An 18283-nucleotide genomic window follows, 5' to 3' on the forward strand; every position below is an offset into this window, starting at 1 on the left:
GGGTGACATCATGACCGACTGGTTCGTTCAAACCCTGCGCAGCTATCCGGAAATCGCGATCTTCCTGTCCCTCGCGTTCGGATACTATTTCGGCTCGTTCACCTATAAAGGCCTCGGCCTTGGGGCGGTGACCGCCACGCTGATCGCCGCCGTGATCATCGGCCAGCTTGACATCAAGATCACCGGGCCTCTCAAGCCGACATTCTTCCTGATGTTCCTGTTCGCCATCGGCTACGGCGTTGGACCGCAATTCGTCCGAGGCATCGCCAAGGACGGGATTCCGCAAGCCCTGTTCGCGGTGGTCGTCTGCATCTTCTGCCTGGGCGCCGCCTATTTCGGCGCGAGGATCGCGGGCTACGACGTCGGGGCCGCCGCCGGCCTCTACGCCGGGTCGCAAACCATCTCGGCTTCGATGGGGCTCGCGACCGACGCGATCAACCGGCTCGGATTGCCGCCGGACGAGAGCAAGAAAATCTTCGACGCCATGCCGGTCGCCTATGCGGTGACTTACCTTTTCGGCACGATCGGCTCGGCGATCGTTTTGGCCCTGCTCGGCCCGACGCTTCTCGGCATCGATCTCGAGGTCGCCTGCAAGCGCTACGAGGAGGAGCACGGGGCCAAGAAGCAGCTGGGCGGTCCTGGCACCGCCTGGCACCAGTTCGAACTGCGCGCCTTCCGGGTCCGCGAGGGCGGGCCGGTCGTGGGCAAGACGGCGCAGGAAGTGGAGGCGCTGCTTCCCGACCAGAGGGTGTTCGTCCAGCGCATCCGGCGCGACAGCCAGATCGTCGACGCGACCGCCGACACCGTGATCCAGGCGGGCGACGTGGTCGCCTTGGCGGGTCGGCGCGATGTGCTCGTGAGCCTCGCCGGCGCCGGGGCTCAAGAGGTCGACGACCGCGAGCTTCTTGCGGTGCCCGCCGAGGGCCTTGACGTCTACGTCACGAGCAAGTTCGCCGATGGAAAGACGCTCGCCGAGCTCGCCAAGGCTCCCGGAGCGCGGGGCGTCTATTTGCGCAAGATCACCCGTGGGGCCGTCGCGACCGACATCCCCATTCTGCCGGACACCCAACTGCAGCGGGGCGACATCGTCACGATCGTCGGGCGATCGCAGGACATCGCGTCCGCGACGAAGATGCTGGGCGTTCCGGACCGGGCGACCGACGTGGCGGACGTCGCGTTCATCGGCGCGGCGATCGCCATCGGCGCCCTGCTGGGAGCGACCGTCTACAAGGTGGGCAGCGTGCCGTTCACCCTGTCCACGTCGGGCGGGGCTTTGATCTCGGGCCTGTTCTTTGGATGGCTGCGCTCCGTGCGCCCGACATTCGGGCGGATCCCGACGTCCACGGTCTGGTTCATGAATTCGGTGGGCTTGAACGTGTTCATCGCCGTGGTCGGCATCGCGTCTGGGCCAGGCTTCGTAGCTGGCTTGAAGCAACTCGGCTTCAGCCTCTTCCTCTGGGGCGTGGCGGTGACCACGGTGCCGCTGATCCTTGCGATGTATGTCGGAAAATATGTCTTCCGCTTCCACGACGCCATCGTGCTCGGCTGCTGCTCGGGCGCCCGGACGACGACCGCCTCGCTCGGGATGATCAACGACCGCGCGAAGAGCCAGATCCCTGGCCTGGGCTACACGGTGACCTACGCCGTCGGGAACACCCTGCTGACGATCTGGGGAATGGTGCTGGTCATGCTGTTGGCATGACTTTCCTGGATTGGAGGTGAGATCTGAGCGCCCGCGAGCCCGTTCGGAAGCGCGGGCGCAGAGACATGGCGGCGGCGGATGCGCCGCCGATATGCAATCCTAAGATGCGATTTGAAAGGTTTTCGAGCAAGTGTTGCATCCGCGTGCTTTCGGGCCGGTCGAATCCTCCATAGGATCGCTCGTCAGGATTGTGTCGTCCGGCGGGAGGTCTTGCCGACGGCGTTCAGGTGGGGCGGGCATGACGACGAGATTCAAACTGGCGGCAGCTGTCGGCGTCCTGTCCGCAACCCCGCTGATGGCGGCGGACCTTCCGGCGCGCAAGGCCGCTCCCGTCGAGTATGTGCGCGTGTGCTCGACCTATGGGGCAGGCTTTTTCTACATCCCGGGCACCGACACATGCATCCGCGTCGGCGGCCGTATCCGCTACGAATTCCAGATGCAGACGCCCTACACGCGCAACGACGACCAGACGGGGACGCGCGGGCTGGGCCGGATCTACGCGGACGCCCGCACCGCGACCGAGTATGGCCTCCTGCGGGCCTTCGTGCGGCTCGACGTCGCCCGGCGCAACGGCGCGATCTACAGCGGCACCGCCGCGCGCATCGGCACGGCCTTCACGGGCTCGAGCGTGGACTACAACGGCGCCGCCCAGACCCAGGTCGTTCTCGATCGAGCCTTCATCCAGTTCGGCGGCCTGACGGCCGGGCGCAGCCAATCGTTCTTCGGTTTCTATCAGGGCGACCTGGAATGGGTGGGCATCACGGCAGGCCAATCGTCCCTCAATGACCTGACCAACCTGCTGGCCTACACCGCCACCCTCGGCTCAGGCTTCTCGGCCACCGTGGCGATCGAGGATCCGGTGGAGGCGCGCAACGCGATCGCGACCGCGGTCACGCCTGCGCCCGGGCTCGTTCCCACTTACGCTTACACGGGCTCCGGCGCGCCGGACCTTGTGGCCCTCTTGCGTTACGACGGCTCGTGGGGCGCGGCTCAGCTGTCAGGCGCGCTCCACCAGGTCAGGGTCGGCGAGCAGACGGCGCTCGCCAATGGCGTCACGCCTCAGGGCTTCGCGCCCTCGACCGAGTACGGCTATGCGCTGAACGCCGGCGTGAAGTTCAACCTTCCCATGATCGCCTCGGGCGATGCGCTCTACCTCCAGGGCACTTACACCCACGGCGCCAGCTCCTACATCATGGGCAACTATTTCGGCCTGGGCAAAGCCGCCGGCTGGGGCATCGGCGGCGTGGGCAATCTGGGCATGCCGGACGCCGTCGTGGCGGGGGCGGCTCCCGGCGATCTCAAGCTCACCAACATCGGTGGCGTGACGGCGGCCGCGCTGCACTACTGGGCTCCGACCGTTCGGCAGTCTCTCTTCGCCACCTACATGTCCATCGATTTCGGCGGCGGCGCCTATTATGCGGCGAATGGGTTCAGCCTCGCCTACAACGGAACCAATCCCTATCGGGACTGGCGCTACTGGGGCATCGGCTCGAACCTGATCTGGTCTCCTGTGGCCAATCTCGACATCGGCGCGGAGTTGAACTATGTCCGCGCCGAAGCCGGCCAAGGCGGCGTCTACAGCACTGTCAGCACTGATCCCCGCAACTGGGTCCGCAAGTCGGGCGATCAAGTCATCGCACGGTTCCGAATTCAGCGTGACTTCTGATTCCTGTCCGCTCGACGACGCAATGACATAAATCAGTCTCGGGAGAGCTTTCAGGAGTTTTCGTCTGGCCCAGGTGAACTAGTCCTATATGAGTTCGTAATTCAACCAATAATACGATGACTTCGCCTGCGTGTACCGTATCCTGCAATGGATAGGGGAGGCGGCGTTGTCTGATGTCACGGCGAAGCTCGGTGGTTTGGACTGCGACCTCGTCGACCGCTGCGTGGAGACCATCTGCGCCAGCACCGAGTTTCGACGATCCGAGCGCCTCAAGCGCTTCCTGCGCTATGTCGTTTCCGAAAAGCTGGCGGGCCAGGACGCGCGGTTGAAGGCGTATTCGATCGCGCTTGCGGTATTCGACCGGCCATCCTCCTTCGATCCGCAGATCGATCCCGTCGTGCGCATCGAGGCGGGGCGGCTGCGCCGCGCTCTCGAGCGCTACTACCATTCGGCGGGGAACGACGACGCGGTCTTGATCACGATCCCACGCGGCGGATATGTGCCGATGTTCGAGCTCCGCGCCGACGCCTGCCGCCATCAGGATGACGAGCCCGCGCAGGGCGCGGACGCGAACGGCATGGAGAGGAGCTTTTCCTTCGGCGGCTCTGAGGAAGGCTCCCCGAGCGCCGCGGGGACCCAGCGGGCCGCTCATGCGGCGCGGGATGGCTCCCGCCTGCGGGCGGCGACGGCGGCGCTCGTCTCGGCTCTGGCGACGGCGACGCTGGCGATCTGGATCGCCAGGGGGCCGTCGATCGATGCGGAGCATCCGGGCGCCAAGCCGCTCGTCGCCGTCACGCCATTCGCCAGCGCGCACGGCGACGAGCGCGCGAGACGGATTGCGCAGGACTTCTCGGAAGACCTGATCGATCGCCTGGCGAGGTCTGGCGAACTGCGCATTCTGGGCCGTCAGGCGGCTCGCCAGGTTGCGGATGGGGACGCTGGCGCGGCCATGTCCCGCTATCGGGTGCGCTATGCGATCGAGGGCAGCGTCTCCACCTCGGCCCGAGGCGGAAACCTGACGGCGCGTCTGGTCGACGCGCCGACCGGCGAGGTTCTGTGGACCGAACGCTATCCGATCTCCGATCCCGATATGGCGTTCGACCTCCAGGGCGATCTGGCGGCCAAGGTGGCCGAAGCGATCGGCCGACCTTGGGGAGCGATATCCCGAGTGAACGCCGAGCCCTCCGGGGCCCGGCCTAAACGGGAGGGCAGGGCGCCCCCTTTCGACCTTGAGGCCCAGGCCGCGTCGGAAGGATCATGGCGCGCGCGCTTGGACGAAGAGAACTGGCCAGGCGTTCCGGGCCAAGCGCTCAGGAACCGGCTGTAGGCCCGCATCCATCAGTCGCCTGGACCGCGCTTCAGCCCTTTGACATGCGTCAGGATCGACCGGCCGCCATCGTGGCATGCTTTGCTCATGGGACAGCCTGAACGGCGTCTAGGGGCCGTATCGCTGCCTCGCTTCGTTCCACGGCGGTCCAGCGTCGGCGACGCCGGCCCAGCCACGGACGTCGTTCATCGCAAAGGAGATCGACATGGCGGGCAAATTCCCGACAGCGCGACGGGCCTCGCGCGCCGCGCGCGTCGCCACGGTCTTGCTGGGGGCGGGGCTCCTTTCGGGGCTGGCGTCTCCAGCCTGGTCGGATGAAGAGGCCATGCAGTTGCTGAAGAAGACGAGCGACTACATGGCCAGGCAGCAGACGATCTCGATCAAGTTCGACAGCGACATCGAGATCGTGACGCCCTCACTCCAGAAGATCCAGTTCGCAAGCTCGGGAGAGGCGCTGCTCAACCGACCCGACAAGCTGCGCCTGTCGCGGCAGGGCGGCTATTCGGATGTCGAGCTGGTGTTCGACGGCGCCGTGGTCACCCTGCACGGCAAGAATGCGAAAGCCTATGTGCAGACGCCGTTCACGGGATCCATCGACGGTCTGGTGGACAAGCTCCGCGCCGAGTTCGCCGTCGACGCGCCCGGCGCCGACCTGCTCCTGGCCGACATGTTCAAGCAAATGAGCGCAGACGTCCTCGACGGCAAGCATATCGGGCAGGGCGTCGTGGATGGCGTCGAGTGCGAGCACCTGGCCTTCCGGGGTCCCGAAGTGGACTGGCAGATCTGGGTCGAGTCCGGCTCCAACCCGGCGCCCAGGAAATACGTCATCACCAGCAAGATGGTGGCTGGAGCGCCGCAATACACGCTCCGCATCAAGGAGTGGAAAGCGGGGTTGGCCGCCCAACCGGATGCATTCGCTTTCCGGCCGGGCGACGCGAAGCGGGTGGAGATGAAGGAAGCGGCGGGGTGGGACGAAGTGCCTCCCGCAGTGAGCGAGGGGACGGCGCGATGACGCGGCGAATGATTGTGCTGTCGAAATGGATCGTGGCCGGGTTCGTCGGGACGTCGGCATTCCTGGTTGCGGATCGCCCGCGCCTGTTCGCGAGCGGATCGTGGACGGCATCGGCCGAGGCCCGGGTCGGACGGCCCATGACGCCCATGAGCTACGCTGGCGTGGCGCGCAGGACCACCCGCCGCTCGGTCGCGGTGGGCGCCGCGGGCGCGGCCGCCTATGGGGCCTCCGGCTACTACGCGCGGGGCTGCACGCAGGTCGTCGACGCCTACGGGGCCGTCTACTACCGGTGCCCCTAGCGGATGCGAGCCGCAGGCTCCAGGCGGGGCCGCATCGGCGGCTCCGCTCCTTGCGCCCGCGCCATCGACGCTCGGGTTTCGCTCAGGGGTGTCGGACATGGTCGAGCGCACACCCGCCAGATGGAAGACGCCCCGCGCGGCGGCATGGGCGGGAATCGTGTTCGCCGTCGTTATCCTGGTCGCCTTCGCCATCCTCCTGCACTCCCTCCAGCCCCGGGCGGCGGACACCGGCGCGTGGGCGCGCGAGAAGGCTCACGCGGTGGGCTTCGCGCTCCAGCTGATCCCTGTCGCGGGGGTGGCCTTTCTGTGGTTCATCGGCGTGCTGCGGGACCGCCTCGGGCCCGATGAGGACAAGCTCTTCGCGACGGTGTTCCTGGGGAGCGGGGTTCTGTTCGTCGGGCTGCTCTTCGTGGCCGCGGCGGCCACCAGCGCCATGGTCTTCGCGGCGCAGGATCCCGCCTTCCTTGGCGGACCGACATTCCGGCTGGCGCGATCGCTCGCCTTCGACCTCACCAGCGTCTACGCCATGAAGATGGCCGCCGTGTTCATGTTCACGGCGTCCTCGCTGATCGTGCGGACCGGCTTCACCTCGCGCTGGACGGCGCTGCTGGGATATGGCCTCGGGCTCGCCGTGCTCATGTTGAGCCAATCGGCGCCGTGGACGCTGTTTCTGTTCCCGCTCTGGGTCCTGACGGTCAGCGTGACCATCCTGGCCGAGCAATGGCGGCGGGACGAGCCCGATCTCGCCGCGGCTAGCGAGCCCTCGGGCCCGCCGCTGGCGCCAGGGTCCTGACATGCGCCTCTGGCTGATCCCGGCCGCCTACACCGCCGCCAGCGTGGGGGCCGCCACGATCGTCCCCCGCCTCGAACAGGCCTGGGCTCCGGGACTGGTGCACGGCATGTCGGCGGCGTCGGCCACTGCGTTCCTGTCGGCGACGGCGTCCGGCATGCTGGCCATGACGGCGATCGTCTTCTCCATCGCCTTCGTCATGGTGCAGTTCAGCGCCGTCGCCTACTCGCCCCGCCTGGTCCTGTGGTTCGCGTCGCGGCCAGGCCTCTATCATGCGCTCGGCGTCTTCATGGCGACCTTCGCCTACGCGATGGCGGCCCTGATGTGGACCGATCGGGCGGGAAGCGGCTCCGCGCCCCTGATCTCGACCATGCTGGTGATCCTCTTGCTGGTCGCCAGCATGCTGGCCTTCGCCATGCTCGTGCAGAGCCTGTCGGGACTGCAGATCACCGAGGTCCTGTGCCTGATCGGCGATCAGGGCCGGAACGTGCTGGCTTCGCCCGGATCCGTCTACGGCGCGCCAAGCCGCCCCGAAGACGACCGGCCGAGCCTGCGTATGGCCGCCCTGGGGCCCCCCGTGCGCACGCTGCTGTTCCAGGGGAGCCCCCGCAGCATCACGCGGCTGGACGTGCGCCGGCTGGTCGAGGAGGCCGAAGCCGCCGGCGCCGTCTTGGTGATGGCCTGCGGCGTCGGCGACACGCTCGTGGACCAAAGCCCGATCCTCCATGTTCACGCCGCGTCGGCCGGCGGAGCGCCGGAGGTGAACGAGGCGGCCATGCGCCGCGCCATCGGCCTTGGCCGGGAGCGAACCTTCGACCAGGATCCCAAATGGGCCCTGCGGCTGCTCGTGGACATCGCCATCAAGGCGCTTTCGCCCGCGATCAACGATCCGACGACGGCGGTCCAGGCGCTGGACCAGATCGACGATCTCCTGCGCCGGCTGGCTCGGCTGCACCTGGACAATGTCTGGGTTGGCGGGGTCGACGGCGTTCCGCGCCTGTTCATTCCCCTGCCCAGCTGGGACGACATGCTGGCGCTGTCCTTCGACGAGATCCGCCAATTCGGCGCAAACTCCGTTCAGGTCATGCGCCGGCTCAGGGCCGCTCTGGTCGGCGTGCGGGACGTCGCGCCCACGCCGGAGCGGCGCGACGCCGTCGGCCGCTATCTCAACCACCTTGACCAGAACATCCGGAAATCGGCGCTGGACACGCAGGATCGGATCACCGCACGCCAGATCGACCTCCAGGGCCTGGGACTGACGCGGCTCGTCCCCAAACAGCGGCGCGGCACAGACGCCTAGACCCGGCGCCGGGTCAAAGCCTCCTCCCAGGGCGTCGCGCGTCGCCGGCTACCGCAAGGGAGCGCGAACCTCGGCGATGAACCCCGGCCCCGCCGGGGCTTAATTTCGCCCGACCGATCTTTTCCGCCTGTGCAAGGCCGGCTCAATGACAGGGGCTTGGCGATAGAGGTTCTTCAGTATCGTCGTCGCGGATTTCGGGCGAGCGGCGGCCAGTGCGGCTGACAGCCAGGCCGCTTTGGCCTGGGTGACGTGTCCACGCGGATCCAGTCCCCAAAGTGCGAACTGCCCGACGGTGTCCGTCAGATAGTCGGTCCAGTCGCGGTCGGCGCGCGCCAGGGCTCCATCAACGGTCAGCAGCAACTCGGCCTCATCCGTCGTCGCAATCCGCTGCGGGAGCACGTCGCGCTGCAGCCGGCGAAGGTCGCCAAAGCTGATGCGGTTGCTCTCCAGAGCCTTGGCGGCGAAGTCGTGAAGAGCGCTCATGCGTGATCCTCCCGTGGCTACCATGGATGACGGGCGACTCCTCGACAGGCCTGAATGCGGACCGCAGCCGGCCGAAATGCTGGCGGGGCGGTTAGGGGTTGGTGGACGCCCCGAGGATCGTCTGGAGGGCGGTCAGGGTCAACGGGAACGGACCGCGACGGGGGTGTAGGAAGCGCCGCCCCATTTGTTCCCTCGTCGAGCTTGACCGGCCAAAGCCGCTGCCTTTGAGAGTCGACCTATGCCCGACGCTGTCCCGTCCGCCATCGGATCCGCTATCGAGAAGGAACCTGACTCCTTCTGCCCGGCCACCGCCGAACGCCGGGAACGCAGCGTTTGCGTTGACGTTCACTCGTCAACCAGGCGGGTCGACATGCAAGAAAATATTGCGGAAAAGATTGCTCGCGGCGGCTATTTGGCCCGCGGCGTCGTCTTCATGATAGTGGGCGGGCTCGCGGGCCTCGCCGCCACGGGGCAGCGCGGCCAGGCGCCTGACAGTAGGGGCGCGCTTCAGACCGTGCTTTCTCAGCCTCTCGGCCGGGGTCTGCTGGCTCTCCTAGCCATCGGCCTCATGGCCTTCGCGGCTTGGCGCGTGGCGCAATCTGTGCTGGACGTCGACCATCTGGGCTCCCGGCCCAAGGCGCTGGCCCGCCGGTTTGGCTACGGCGTTGGCGCCATCGTAAATGGCGGTCTCGCGGTCTCGGCGGCTGCGCTGGCGCTCAGGTCCGCTTCGGCCTCAGGCAGCGGTGAGCAGTCTGCCCATGACTGGACCGCTTGGCTGCTGAGTATGCCCTTCGGGCAGGTTCTCGTCGCGCTCGTCGGCGCCGGCGTCGTCGCCGCAGGCCTCGGCGCCGGATGGAAGGCTTGGACGGCCGGGTTCACCGAGCACCTTGCCTGCGATCACAATTCCAGAACCTGGATCTTGCCGCTAGGACGCCTGGGTTACGGCGCGCGCGGCTTGGTGTTCGTCATCGCCGGCGGCTTCCTGTTTGCGGCCGCTGTACACGCCAACGCCCGGGAGGCGAAAGGACTGGCAGGGGCGCTTCAGGCCCTGGAACGGCAGCCCTATGGCTGGCTGTTGCTGCTTGCGACCGCGATTGGCCTGCTCTGTTTCGGGGCGTTCCAGATCGCTGCGTCCCGCTACCGGCACATCGATGCTTCCGACCTCGACCGGGCCGGCGACAGGCTGCGCCATAAAGCCGGCGCCGCGCTGGGTTCCTGATCGGAACGGTCCGGGACTTTCAAGCTTCCCGCCATTGCGCCGCACCGTTGCTTGCGGTTGCTCCGAGGGCGCGCGCGACCCGAACGCCGGAAGAGAAACCTTTGGAAGAACCGTCCATCCAACCGTGAACGAGGGCTAGGGTAGAATAGGTCGAGCAGGTCGGCCGCGGACACGACAGCGGGGGCAAGAAAGGCCGGATGCAGTCAACGGCCACGTTGGCCGCAGGGCCGCGCCGCCGGCCAGGGCTCTATCGCGCGGCCCCAGTGGCCACATCCGCAAGCGCGTCGGCGAGGCATGATCGATGATGGCCGTCGCGTCCTGTCATGGCAGGGCTCGAGAGCATGGAGTCGAGGACCGCTTCCTGAGTCGCGCCCGCAACGGCCTCGAACACAGGATCCATGCGTCGTTCGCTGAGCATCGCGGCCGGGACGACATCCCGCTTTTCGTTGTGCTGAATGCGCCGCGCCACGGTGAAACCGATCGCGACGTCGCCGCTGCCGTGGCCCCAGAAGGAGCCCAGCCGCGCCAGCCCGACCCCGGCGCGCCGGATGGCGCGGGTGAGCTGGCGATGGTCCAGCGGCAGGTCCGTCCCGACCACGATGATCACGGAGCCACGCTCGGGCGCAGCCTCCGAGGCTGGCGGGGGCGCGCGTCGCCCGTCCGGAAGCACGAGATCGCCCGCGCGGCCGAAATTGGCCAGGGTCAGGGCCCCGACGTGGAACGGCCCGCCCTTGAGATCGAGCCGACGGGAGGCGGTGCCGATCCCGCCCTTGAAGCCGAAGGCGCTCATGCCGGTCCCGGCGCCGACCGAGCCGCGTTCGAAATCCTCGCATGCGTCGGCGAGGGCTTCGAGCGCGTGATCCTGCGTCACGGCCTGCGCCTGGATGTCGCTGAGGTAACCGTCGTTGCACTCGGCAACCACCGGGTTCACGGTCGAGGTTCGCCGGCCGATGTCGGGGTTGCGGCCGATCGCGCGCCGGATCAGCGCATCCGCGCAGGCGCCGACCCCGAAGGTGTTGGTGAGCAGGATGGGCGTCTCGAGGTTCCCAAGCTCCTCGACCTGCATGAGGCCGACGCTCTTGCCGAAGCCGTTGATCACATGGACGGCGGCCGGGACCTTTTCGCGGAAGAGGTCGCCGCCATGGGGCAGCACGGCGGTGACGCCGGTGCGCAGGTCTCCCGTCGCCAGCGTCACGTGGCCGACCGTCACGCCCGGCACATCCGCGAGGCTGTTGCGCGCGCCGGTCGGCTGCGGTCCGAAGGACCAGCCGAGCGCGCGGGCCGGAGAAGGCGCCTGAGACATCGGCTCAGGCGGCGTTGTCGCGGGCGAAGCGCGCCACGTCCGCATGGGTGGCGAACCACGCGCCTGCATGGCCCTTGATGTGCGCGATGAGCTCTTCGAGGATCCAGATCCGCGACCGATAGGTGATCACGTGCGGATGCATGGTGAGCAGGAAGAGCCCGCCGTCGCGATAGGCCCGGTCGAACTCGCGCTTGAAGATGTCGAGCACCGCGGTGGGCGGCGTGTAGGGCCGCAGGGCGGTGAAGCGGTTCATGTTGAAATAGACGGCGTCGTCGCGCACCCACTCGACCGGCAGCTCGACGATGCCGGTCGGCTCGCCGTCTTCCAGGATCTCGTAGGGATCGTCGTCCGCCATCAGCGACGAGTCGTAGAGCAGGCCCAACTCGCGCTCGATCTTGAGCGTCTCCTGCGAGAAGTCCCATGAGGGCGTGCGCATCCCCACGGGCCGCACGCCGGTGATCTTCTCCAGCGTATCGGCGGCGCGGAAATGCAGGTCGCGTTCGGCGTCCGCCGGCACCTTGGTGTTGAGTTCGTGGATCCAGCCATGCAGGCCGATCTCATGGCCTTCGGCGATCACCCGCCGCTGTTCGTCGGGATGCAGCAGGGCCGAGACCGCAGGCACGAAGAAGGTCGCCGGCACGCTCTCGCGCGCCAGGATGTCGAGGATGCGCGGCACGCCCACCCGGGCGCCGTACTCCCCGCGCGACATCGCCCCGATGGACTCGCCGCCGTCGCGCAGATCGTTGGTCTCGTGGTCGCTGTCGAAGGACAGCGCCACCGCGCAGCGCGCGCCGTCCTTCCAGGCCGCCGGCTTCAACGAACGGCCCGCTCGCACCTTGTTGACCTTTTGGCGCCAGGTCTCTTCCGGCCACTGCCACGGTTCCATGGGATGTCTCCTCGATCGGGCGCCGTTCAGGCGCCTGTTGTTGGATCGGTCTTGGCGAAGTGGCACGCCGCAGCGCGTCCCGGCGCGACGGGCCGGAGCGCCGGACGCTCCACGGCGCAGCGCTCGACGGCGTAAGGGCAGCGCAGGTGGAAGTGGCAGCCCGGCGGCGGCGCAAGCGGGGAGGGGAGTTCGCCCTGGATGGGCTTGAAGCGCACCTCCGCGCCTTCCTCGAGCACGAGCTTCGGCACGCTGTCGAGCAGCGCCTGCGTGTAGGGATGGCGCGGGTCCTCGTAGACCTGCCGGGTCGGCCCCTCCTCGACGATGCGGCCGAGATACATGATCGCGACCCGGTCGCAGAGGTGCCGCACGACCCCAAGGTCGTGCGAGATGAACAGCAGCGTCAGGTCGAGCTCGCGCCGCAGCTTCAGGAACAGGTTGATGATCTGCGCCTGGATCGAGACGTCCAGCGAGGCGACCGGCTCGTCGCAGACCAGCACGTCGGGCTGCATGGCGAGCGCCCGCGCGATCGCGACGCGCTGGCGCTGTCCGCCCGAGAACTGGTGGGGGTAGCGGCTCACATAGTCGGATTCGAGTCCCACCTGCGCCAGCCAGTCGCGCACATAGGCGACGGCGTCGGCCTTCGTGACCAGCCCATGGTGGATGGGGCCCTCGGCCAGCGCGTCGCCGATGCGCATGCGCGGGTCGAGCGACGCGAAGGGGTCCTGGAACACCATCTGCACCCGCGTGGTGGTCTTGCGCGGGTTGGCGCCGCCCGTCATCACGGGCTTGCCCTCGATCGCCAGCGCGCCCTCGCTGGGCGGCAGGATGCCGGCGATCATGCGCCCGAGCGTGGTCTTGCCGCAGCCGGATTCGCCCACGAGCCCGAGCGCCTCGCCCTTGCGCAGGGACAGGTCGACATGATCCACCGCCCGAACCGAGCGGCGCTCCACCCTTCCGCCAAAGGCGGCCACGATTCGCTCGCCGAGCGGCAGGTTCGGCGTGAAGCGGCGGCTGACATTCGCGGCCGTGAGGAAGGTCTCGCTCATGCGCGCGCCCCGAGCGGGAAATGGCAGAGATAGGTGCGGTCGCCTTCAACCGCGTGCGGCGGCTCCGTGGCGCAGACGTCCTGGGCGCGCGGGCAGCGCGGCGCGAAGGGGCAGCCCGGCGGCAGCTTCAGCAGAGACGGGGTCGTGCCCGGGATGGAGGCGAGGTCCTCGCCGGCCTGCGCGATGGCGGGCAGGGAGTCCAGCAGTCCGCGGGTGTAGGGGTGGCGCGGGTCGCGCAGCACGGTCGCGGTGGGGCCGCTCTCGACGATGCGGCCCGCATACATCACCGCGATCCGGTCGGCCATGGACGACACGGTCGCGAGATCATGGCTGATCCAGATCATCGCCGTGCCGGTGTCGCGCGCCAGCGCCTTCATCTCGGTGAGGATCTGCGCCTGAATGGAGACGTCGAGCGCCGTGGTGGGCTCGTCCGCGATCACGAGGTCGGGCTTGTGCAAGAGCGCGATCGCGATGGCGACGCGCTGGCGCATGCCGCCGGAGAACTGGTGCGGGTAGCTGTCGAGCCGCCGGCCGGGATCCGGGATGCCGACCCGCTCCAGCGCCGCGACGGAGCGGCGGCGACCGTCGGGCGCCGAGACCTTCTCGTGGGCCCGCAGCGCCAGCAGCATCTGGTCTCCCACCGTGAGCACCGGATTGAGCGTCATGCTGGGGTCCTGGAACACCATCGAGATGCGCTTGCCCCGGATGGCGCGCAACTCGCCATTGGGCAGGCCGACGATGTCGCGCCCGTCGAGCTTCACTGTCCCGGCCGCGATCCGCCCTGGCGCATCGACGAGCCCGATCAGCGAGAACCCCGTGACGCTCTTGCCCGAGCCGGACTCGCCCACCAGCCCCAGGATCTCGCCGCGCTCGATCGTGAAGGACACGCCGTTCACGGCCTTCACCACGCCATCGCGGGTCGGGAACTGGGTCTCGAGGCCTGATACCTCCAGCAGGGGCGCGCTCATCGCCGCAGCCTCGGGTTCAGCTGGTCGCGGATCTGGTCGCCGACGAGGTTCACGGCGAAGATCAGGATGATCAGCGCCACGCCCGGATAGATCGAGATCCAGTAGCGGCCGGAGAGCATATAGGGGAACCCGTTGGCGATCAGCATGCCCAGGGACGGCTCCGTCGGCGGAAGGCCGACGCCCAGGAAGGACAGCGTGGCCTCCAGCGAGATCGCGCTCGCGATCTGCACGGTCGCGACCACGATCAGGGGCGGCAGCGCGTTCGGCAGGATGTGGCGGAACACGACGCGCCATGCGGGCAGGGGCGTGGAGAGCGCCGCCTCCACATAGTCCTTGTGACGCTCGGCCGAGGCGGCGCCGTGCGCGGTGCGGGCGAAATAGGCGTATTGCGCGGCGACCAGCGCGGCCACGAGCTGGCCCTTGCCCTGGCCCAGCAGCGCCGCGATCACGAAGGCGAGCAGGATGGCCGGGAATGAGAGCTGCAGGTCGATGAGGCGCATCACGGAGGCCTCGAAGCGGCCGCCCAGATAGGCCGCCGTGGTGCCCACGCTGGCGCCCAGCACGAGGCCGATCACGCCCGCCACCAGCCCCATCTGGATGGAGATGCGCAGCCCGTAGAGGATGGCCGAGAGGAGGTCGCGCCCCTGCGCATCCGTGCCGAGCCAGTGCGTGAAGCCGGCCGTGCCCACATAGCCGGGCGGACGGCGGGCGTCGCGCAGCGTCAGGCTGGCGAGGTCGTAAGGGTCCTGCGGGGTGATGAGCGGGGCGAGCAGCGCCAGCGCGATCATCAGCCCCACGATCACGAGGCCGGCCAGGGCGGCGCGGCTTTCGCGGAATTCGGCGAAGAAGCGGGCGAGGGGAGAGGCGCGATCGATCATGCCCGGCCCTTGCGCATCCGCGGGTCGAGCGCCGCGTAGGAGAGATCCACCGCCAGGTTGATGACGATGAAGAACAGCGCGACCAACATCAGGTAGGCGACCATCACGGGCCGGTCGAGCGACGTGATGCTGTCGATGATGAGCTTGCCGAGGCCGGGCCAGGAGAAGATCGTCTCGGTCACCACCGCGAAGGCCAGCGTGGAGCCGAATTCGAGGCCGAACACGGTCACGAGCGGGATCGCGATCAGCCGCAGCACGTGGCGCAGCAGCACCGTACGCTCGGAGAGCCCTGCCGCGCGGGCGAACTTCACCGTGTCGGTCAGCATCGCCTCCCGGGTGCCCGCCCGGGCGAGGCGGATCATCAGCGCGAACTTGAACAGCGCGAGGTTGATGGCGGGCAGGACCATGTGGCGCAGCCCGTCGCCGGTGACGAAGCTCCACTCGACGCCGAACAAAGGCGCGGTTGCGCCGCGGCCGCCGGCCGGCAGCCAGCCGAGGTTCACCGCGAAGGCGAAGATCAGCACCAGCCCGACCCAGAAGGTCGGCACCGAGAAGCCCAGGATCGAGAGCGCCATCACGGTCTTGGAGAACCGGCTCTGCGGCCGGTAGCCCGCATACATGCCGAGCGGCACGCCGATCAGCGTCGCGCCCAGCACCGCCGCGAGCGTGAGCTCCAGCGTCGCCGGCAGGCGCGACAGGATCAGCCGCCCCACCGGCATGTTGTAGACGAAGGACTGGCCAAAATCGCCCTGCAGCGCCCGGCCCAGGAAAGTGAGGTATTGCTCCCAGAGCGGCCGGTCGAAGCCATATTTGGCGATGGTGGCGGCGCGGATGTCCTGCGTGGCGTCAGGCGAGATCAGCACGTCGATCGGGTTGCCGATCGCGAACACGCCGGCGAACACCAGCGCCGACATGGCGAGCACCACGAGGGCGGCCTGAAGGATGCGCTGGATCAGGAAACCGAGCATGTCCAGCGCGCGTCCTCGCCGACGCGCGCCTCCCTGCTGTCCGACTTCCGTTCGACGACGTGCATCACCCCTCCGCGTGCGCGCGGCAGTCCGCCCGCAGGAAGACCTGCGGCCGCCCAAATGGTTCCGTTTGGAACTTGTTCTTCAGAATTGACGAGGGCTCAACCTGCTGTCAAGTTTCAGCGTGAACCAGTTGGGGCTGACATGACGTCGCTCCCGGGACGCCGCGAGACGCATGCTGGAACCGCATCTCCACGCCCTGTCCAACGATCCGCTCGGGACGCCTTCGGGGCTCGACCCGCTGATCGCCCAGAAGCTGTGGCGCAACCCGTGCTGGTTTTCCTTCCGCATCAACTACGTGGCGCTGCATTTCAATATCCCGGTCTATGGCTGGATCGAAAAGACCTTTGATCTGACCCGGCCGGAATTCGTGGTGCTGTATTCGCTGGGCCTGCAGGGTGGCGTGGCTGCCCGCGACATCTGCGCGTCCAGCGGCTTCCCCAAGCCCACCATCAGCCGCGCCATCCAGCAGCTCTTGAAACGCAAGCTGATCAGCCGGGACGCCGACGCCCGCGACCAGCGCAGCTACGTCTTGAACATCACCCCGGCGGGGCGGAGCATCTTCGATGCGGCCATGCCCGTCATGGTCGAGCGCGAACGCATCATGCTGGCGCGGCTCACGCCGGGCGAGCGCTCGATACTGTCCGAGCTTCTCGCCAAGGTGGTGTTCGACACGCCCAATTGGCCAACGACGATCCATCCAGAGGAACAGGCATCATGACATTCGGACGGACCCTGCGCTCGCTGTCGCTTGCGGCGCTCCTCGCTTCCACGGCCTCCGGGGCCGTGCTGGCGCAAACGCTCACCATCGGCGTACGCGCCGGCCCGGCCTCGATGGACCCGCACTTCACCGCCACCGGCGTGCAGGCCGAAGCCGTGAAGCATGTCTTCGACACGCTGGTGAAGTCCGGCGACGACCTGTCGCTGGAGCCCGGCCTGGCCGAGAGCTGGAAGGCGATCGACGACACCACCTGGGAGTTCAAGCTCCGCAAGGGCGTGAAATTCCATGACGGCTCGGACTTCACCGCCGAGGACGTGAAGTTCTCGATCGAGCGCATCCCCAACGTCACGGGCCCGAACCCCACCACCGTCTATGTGCGGCGCGTGAAGGAGATCCAGATCCCAAATCCGCTGACGCTCGTCATCAAGACCGACGGCCCGGCCCCGACGCTGCCCAACGACTTCATCCGCCTTTTCGTGGTGTCGCACACGGCCGCCAAGGACTTCTCCACCAAGGACACGGCCGGCGAAGGCTTCAACTCCGGCAAGGCGACGATCGGCACCGGCCCCTACAAGTTCGTCTCCTGGACGCCCAAGGAGGAGATGGTCCTCGCGCGGTTCGACGGCTACTGGGGCGGCAAGGAGCCCTGGGAGAAGGTCGTCCGCAAGGAGATCCCCAATGACGCCGGCCGCGTCGCGCAGCTCAAGGCCGGGCAGCTCGACCTGATCGCCCGCGTGCCCGCGGCCGACGTGCCGACGCTCGAGAAGGACAGCAAGCTCAAGGTCGTGAAGGCCGACAGCGTTTACCTGTTCAATGTCGAGTTCGACTTTCGCGATAAGCCCGCCATGGTCTCGGCCAAGGATGGCTCGCCGTTGCCCAAGAACCCCTTCCTGGACCCTAAGGTGCGCGAAGCCTTCGACCTCGCGATCGACCGCGAGACGCTGGCTGAGATCGCCATGGAGGGCATGGGCAAGCCCGCTTCGCAGCTCGTGACAGAGACGATCTTCGGCTTCAACAAGAGCCTGAAGGTGACCAAGTCGGATCCCAAGAAGGCGAAGGCGCTTCTGGCCGAGGCCGGCTACCCGAACGGTTTCAAGCTCACCTTCAGCTACACCAACGATCGCCTGGCCGGCGACGGCGCGGTGGGCGCGACCATCGCGCAGATGCTAGCCTCCATCGGCATCGACGCGCAGGCCAACGGCGCGCCGGGCGCGGTGTTCTTCCCGGCCAAGCAGCGCGGCGACTACGGCCTCGCGATGTCGGGCTGGGGCACGCTGACCGGCGAAGCCAACTACACGCTGGCGGGCCTGATGCACACCAACACGCCGGCCACCAAGATGGGCGGCTTCAACGTGCGCGGCTGGAGCAACCCGGCGCTCGACAAGCTGATCGACGCCGCCGCCGTCGAGATGGATGTCGCCAAGCGCAAGGCGCTGCTCGAGGAAGCCAACGCCATCGTGGCCAAGGAACGCCCGAGCCTGCCGATCGCCTCGCTGGTCACCGCCTGGGCCATGCAGAAGAGCAAGGTCACGATCGTGCCGCGCGCCGACGAGGACACGCTGGCGATGAACGTGAAGCCCGCGAAGTAAGTCCGAGATCTCCCCCGTCCTGGCAGCGCGCGGCTTCAGCCGCGGGCTGCCAGGTTTGTGGGGCGG

Annotated in this window: 17 protein-coding genes; 10 read left to right on the plus strand and 7 right to left on the minus strand. The window is 67.9% G+C overall.

Features of this window, described 5'->3' with window-relative positions:
• Positions 1-10: 10 nt before the first annotated feature.
• The 7 genes from aspT (at position 11) to ACYVO7_RS17095 (ending at position 8096) form a co-directional block, all read left to right on the plus strand.
• Entirely contained in the window at positions 11-1702 is a 1692-nt protein-coding gene (gene aspT / locus ACYVO7_RS17065; protein WP_460451003.1) for an aspartate-alanine antiporter, read from the plus strand.
• Positions 1703-1940: 238 nt separating this feature from the next.
• Positions 1941-3368, plus strand: a complete 1428-nt coding sequence (locus ACYVO7_RS17070) for a porin (protein WP_460451004.1) — start codon at positions 1941-1943, stop codon at positions 3366-3368.
• Between the two features lie 130 nt (positions 3369-3498).
• A complete protein-coding gene (locus ACYVO7_RS17075) occupies positions 3499-4695 on the plus strand; it encodes a hypothetical protein (RefSeq protein WP_460451005.1) in 1197 nt (398 codons plus the stop codon).
• A 205-nt stretch (positions 4696-4900) separates the two neighbouring features.
• The gene (locus tag ACYVO7_RS17080; protein ID WP_460451006.1) at positions 4901-5707 is read left to right on the plus strand and encodes a DUF2092 domain-containing protein; all 807 of its coding nucleotides are present in this window, start codon (positions 4901-4903) and stop codon (positions 5705-5707) included.
• Positions 5704-6006, plus strand: a complete 303-nt coding sequence (locus tag ACYVO7_RS17085) for a hypothetical protein (protein ID WP_460451007.1) — start codon at positions 5704-5706, stop codon at positions 6004-6006. Before ACYVO7_RS17080 ends, ACYVO7_RS17085 begins: the two co-directional genes overlap by 4 nt.
• Before the next feature lie 157 nt (positions 6007-6163).
• Positions 6164-6799 (plus strand): hypothetical protein, encoded by a 636-nt coding sequence (locus tag ACYVO7_RS17090; RefSeq protein WP_460451008.1) that lies wholly within the window; start codon positions 6164-6166, stop codon positions 6797-6799.
• 1 nt (position 6800) lies between these two features.
• On the plus strand, positions 6801-8096 hold the full coding sequence (locus tag ACYVO7_RS17095) for a DUF2254 domain-containing protein (protein ID WP_460451009.1): 1296 nt from the start codon (positions 6801-6803) through the stop codon (positions 8094-8096).
• A gap of 99 nt (positions 8097-8195) precedes the next feature.
• On the opposite strand, the gene ACYVO7_RS17100 is transcribed toward ACYVO7_RS17095, so the two are convergent.
• Entirely contained in the window at positions 8196-8579 is a 384-nt protein-coding gene (locus ACYVO7_RS17100; RefSeq protein WP_460451010.1) for a hypothetical protein, read from the minus strand.
• Between the two features lie 238 nt (positions 8580-8817).
• On the opposite strand from ACYVO7_RS17100, the gene ACYVO7_RS17105 reads away from it, so the two are divergent.
• Positions 8818-9798 (plus strand): DUF1206 domain-containing protein, encoded by a 981-nt coding sequence (locus ACYVO7_RS17105; protein ID WP_460451011.1) that lies wholly within the window; start codon positions 8818-8820, stop codon positions 9796-9798.
• A gap of 247 nt (positions 9799-10045) precedes the next feature.
• On the opposite strand, the gene ACYVO7_RS17110 is transcribed toward ACYVO7_RS17105, so the two are convergent.
• The 6 genes from ACYVO7_RS17110 to ACYVO7_RS17135 are packed head-to-tail and all read right to left on the minus strand — an operon-like array spanning position 10046 to position 15847.
• Positions 10046-11101, minus strand: coding sequence for a DmpA family aminopeptidase (locus ACYVO7_RS17110; RefSeq protein ID WP_460451012.1), 1056 nt, complete (start codon positions 11099-11101; stop codon positions 10046-10048).
• 4 nt (positions 11102-11105) lie between these two features.
• On the minus strand, positions 11106-11987 hold the full coding sequence (locus tag ACYVO7_RS17115) for a polysaccharide deacetylase family protein (protein ID WP_460451013.1): 882 nt from the start codon (positions 11985-11987) through the stop codon (positions 11106-11108).
• A 26-nt stretch (positions 11988-12013) separates the two neighbouring features.
• The gene (locus ACYVO7_RS17120; protein ID WP_460451014.1) at positions 12014-13033 is read right to left on the minus strand and encodes an ABC transporter ATP-binding protein; all 1020 of its coding nucleotides are present in this window, start codon (positions 13031-13033) and stop codon (positions 12014-12016) included.
• A complete protein-coding gene (locus ACYVO7_RS17125) occupies positions 13030-14001 on the minus strand; it encodes an ABC transporter ATP-binding protein (RefSeq protein ID WP_460451015.1) in 972 nt (323 codons plus the stop codon). The genes ACYVO7_RS17120 and ACYVO7_RS17125 overlap by 4 nt, the downstream gene beginning before the upstream one ends.
• Entirely contained in the window at positions 13998-14879 is an 882-nt protein-coding gene (locus ACYVO7_RS17130) for an ABC transporter permease (RefSeq protein WP_460451016.1), read from the minus strand. The genes ACYVO7_RS17125 and ACYVO7_RS17130 overlap by 4 nt, the downstream gene beginning before the upstream one ends.
• Positions 14876-15847 carry an ABC transporter permease gene (locus tag ACYVO7_RS17135; RefSeq protein WP_460451017.1) on the minus strand — a complete coding sequence of 324 codons (972 nt, stop codon included), beginning with the start codon at positions 15845-15847 and terminating at the stop codon, positions 14876-14878. Before ACYVO7_RS17135 ends, ACYVO7_RS17130 begins: the two co-directional genes overlap by 4 nt.
• 235 nt (positions 15848-16082) lie before the next feature.
• On the opposite strand from ACYVO7_RS17135, the gene ACYVO7_RS17140 reads away from it, so the two are divergent.
• Complete coding sequence (locus tag ACYVO7_RS17140) at positions 16083-16628, plus strand: MarR family winged helix-turn-helix transcriptional regulator (protein WP_460451018.1); 546 nt, start codon at positions 16083-16085, stop codon at positions 16626-16628.
• Positions 16625-18217 (plus strand): ABC transporter substrate-binding protein, encoded by a 1593-nt coding sequence (locus ACYVO7_RS17145; RefSeq protein WP_460451019.1) that lies wholly within the window; start codon positions 16625-16627, stop codon positions 18215-18217. The genes ACYVO7_RS17140 and ACYVO7_RS17145 overlap by 4 nt, the downstream gene beginning before the upstream one ends.
• The last annotated feature ends 66 nt before the right edge of the window (positions 18218-18283 follow it).

This window comes from Alsobacter sp. SYSU BS001988, from assembly GCF_054796215.1.

Bases quoted from the DNA above. Each gene is read 5' to 3' on its own strand.
- aspT (WP_460451003.1), top strand. From the start codon at position 11: ATGACCGACTGGTTCGTTCAAACCCTGCGCAGCTATCCGGAAATCGCG.
- ACYVO7_RS17070 (WP_460451004.1), top strand. From the start codon at position 1,941: ATGACGACGAGATTCAAACTGGCGGCAGCTGTCGGCGTCCTGTCCGCA.
- ACYVO7_RS17080 (WP_460451006.1), top strand. From the start codon at position 4,901: ATGGCGGGCAAATTCCCGACAGCGCGACGGGCCTCGCGCGCCGCGCGC.
- ACYVO7_RS17085 (WP_460451007.1), top strand. From the start codon at position 5,704: ATGACGCGGCGAATGATTGTGCTGTCGAAATGGATCGTGGCCGGGTTC.
- ACYVO7_RS17095 (WP_460451009.1), top strand. From the start codon at position 6,801: ATGCGCCTCTGGCTGATCCCGGCCGCCTACACCGCCGCCAGCGTGGGG.
- ACYVO7_RS17100 (WP_460451010.1), bottom strand. From the start codon at position 8,579: ATGAGCGCTCTTCACGACTTCGCCGCCAAGGCTCTGGAGAGCAACCGC.
- ACYVO7_RS17105 (WP_460451011.1), top strand. From the start codon at position 8,818: ATGCCCGACGCTGTCCCGTCCGCCATCGGATCCGCTATCGAGAAGGAA.
- ACYVO7_RS17110 (WP_460451012.1), bottom strand. From the start codon at position 11,101: ATGTCTCAGGCGCCTTCTCCGGCCCGCGCGCTCGGCTGGTCCTTCGGA.
- ACYVO7_RS17115 (WP_460451013.1), bottom strand. From the start codon at position 11,987: ATGGAACCGTGGCAGTGGCCGGAAGAGACCTGGCGCCAAAAGGTCAAC.
- ACYVO7_RS17120 (WP_460451014.1), bottom strand. From the start codon at position 13,033: ATGAGCGAGACCTTCCTCACGGCCGCGAATGTCAGCCGCCGCTTCACG.
- ACYVO7_RS17125 (WP_460451015.1), bottom strand. From the start codon at position 14,001: ATGAGCGCGCCCCTGCTGGAGGTATCAGGCCTCGAGACCCAGTTCCCG.
- ACYVO7_RS17130 (WP_460451016.1), bottom strand. From the start codon at position 14,879: ATGATCGATCGCGCCTCTCCCCTCGCCCGCTTCTTCGCCGAATTCCGC.
- ACYVO7_RS17135 (WP_460451017.1), bottom strand. From the start codon at position 15,847: ATGCTCGGTTTCCTGATCCAGCGCATCCTTCAGGCCGCCCTCGTGGTG.
- ACYVO7_RS17140 (WP_460451018.1), top strand. From the start codon at position 16,083: ATGCTGGAACCGCATCTCCACGCCCTGTCCAACGATCCGCTCGGGACG.
- ACYVO7_RS17145 (WP_460451019.1), top strand. From the start codon at position 16,625: ATGACATTCGGACGGACCCTGCGCTCGCTGTCGCTTGCGGCGCTCCTC.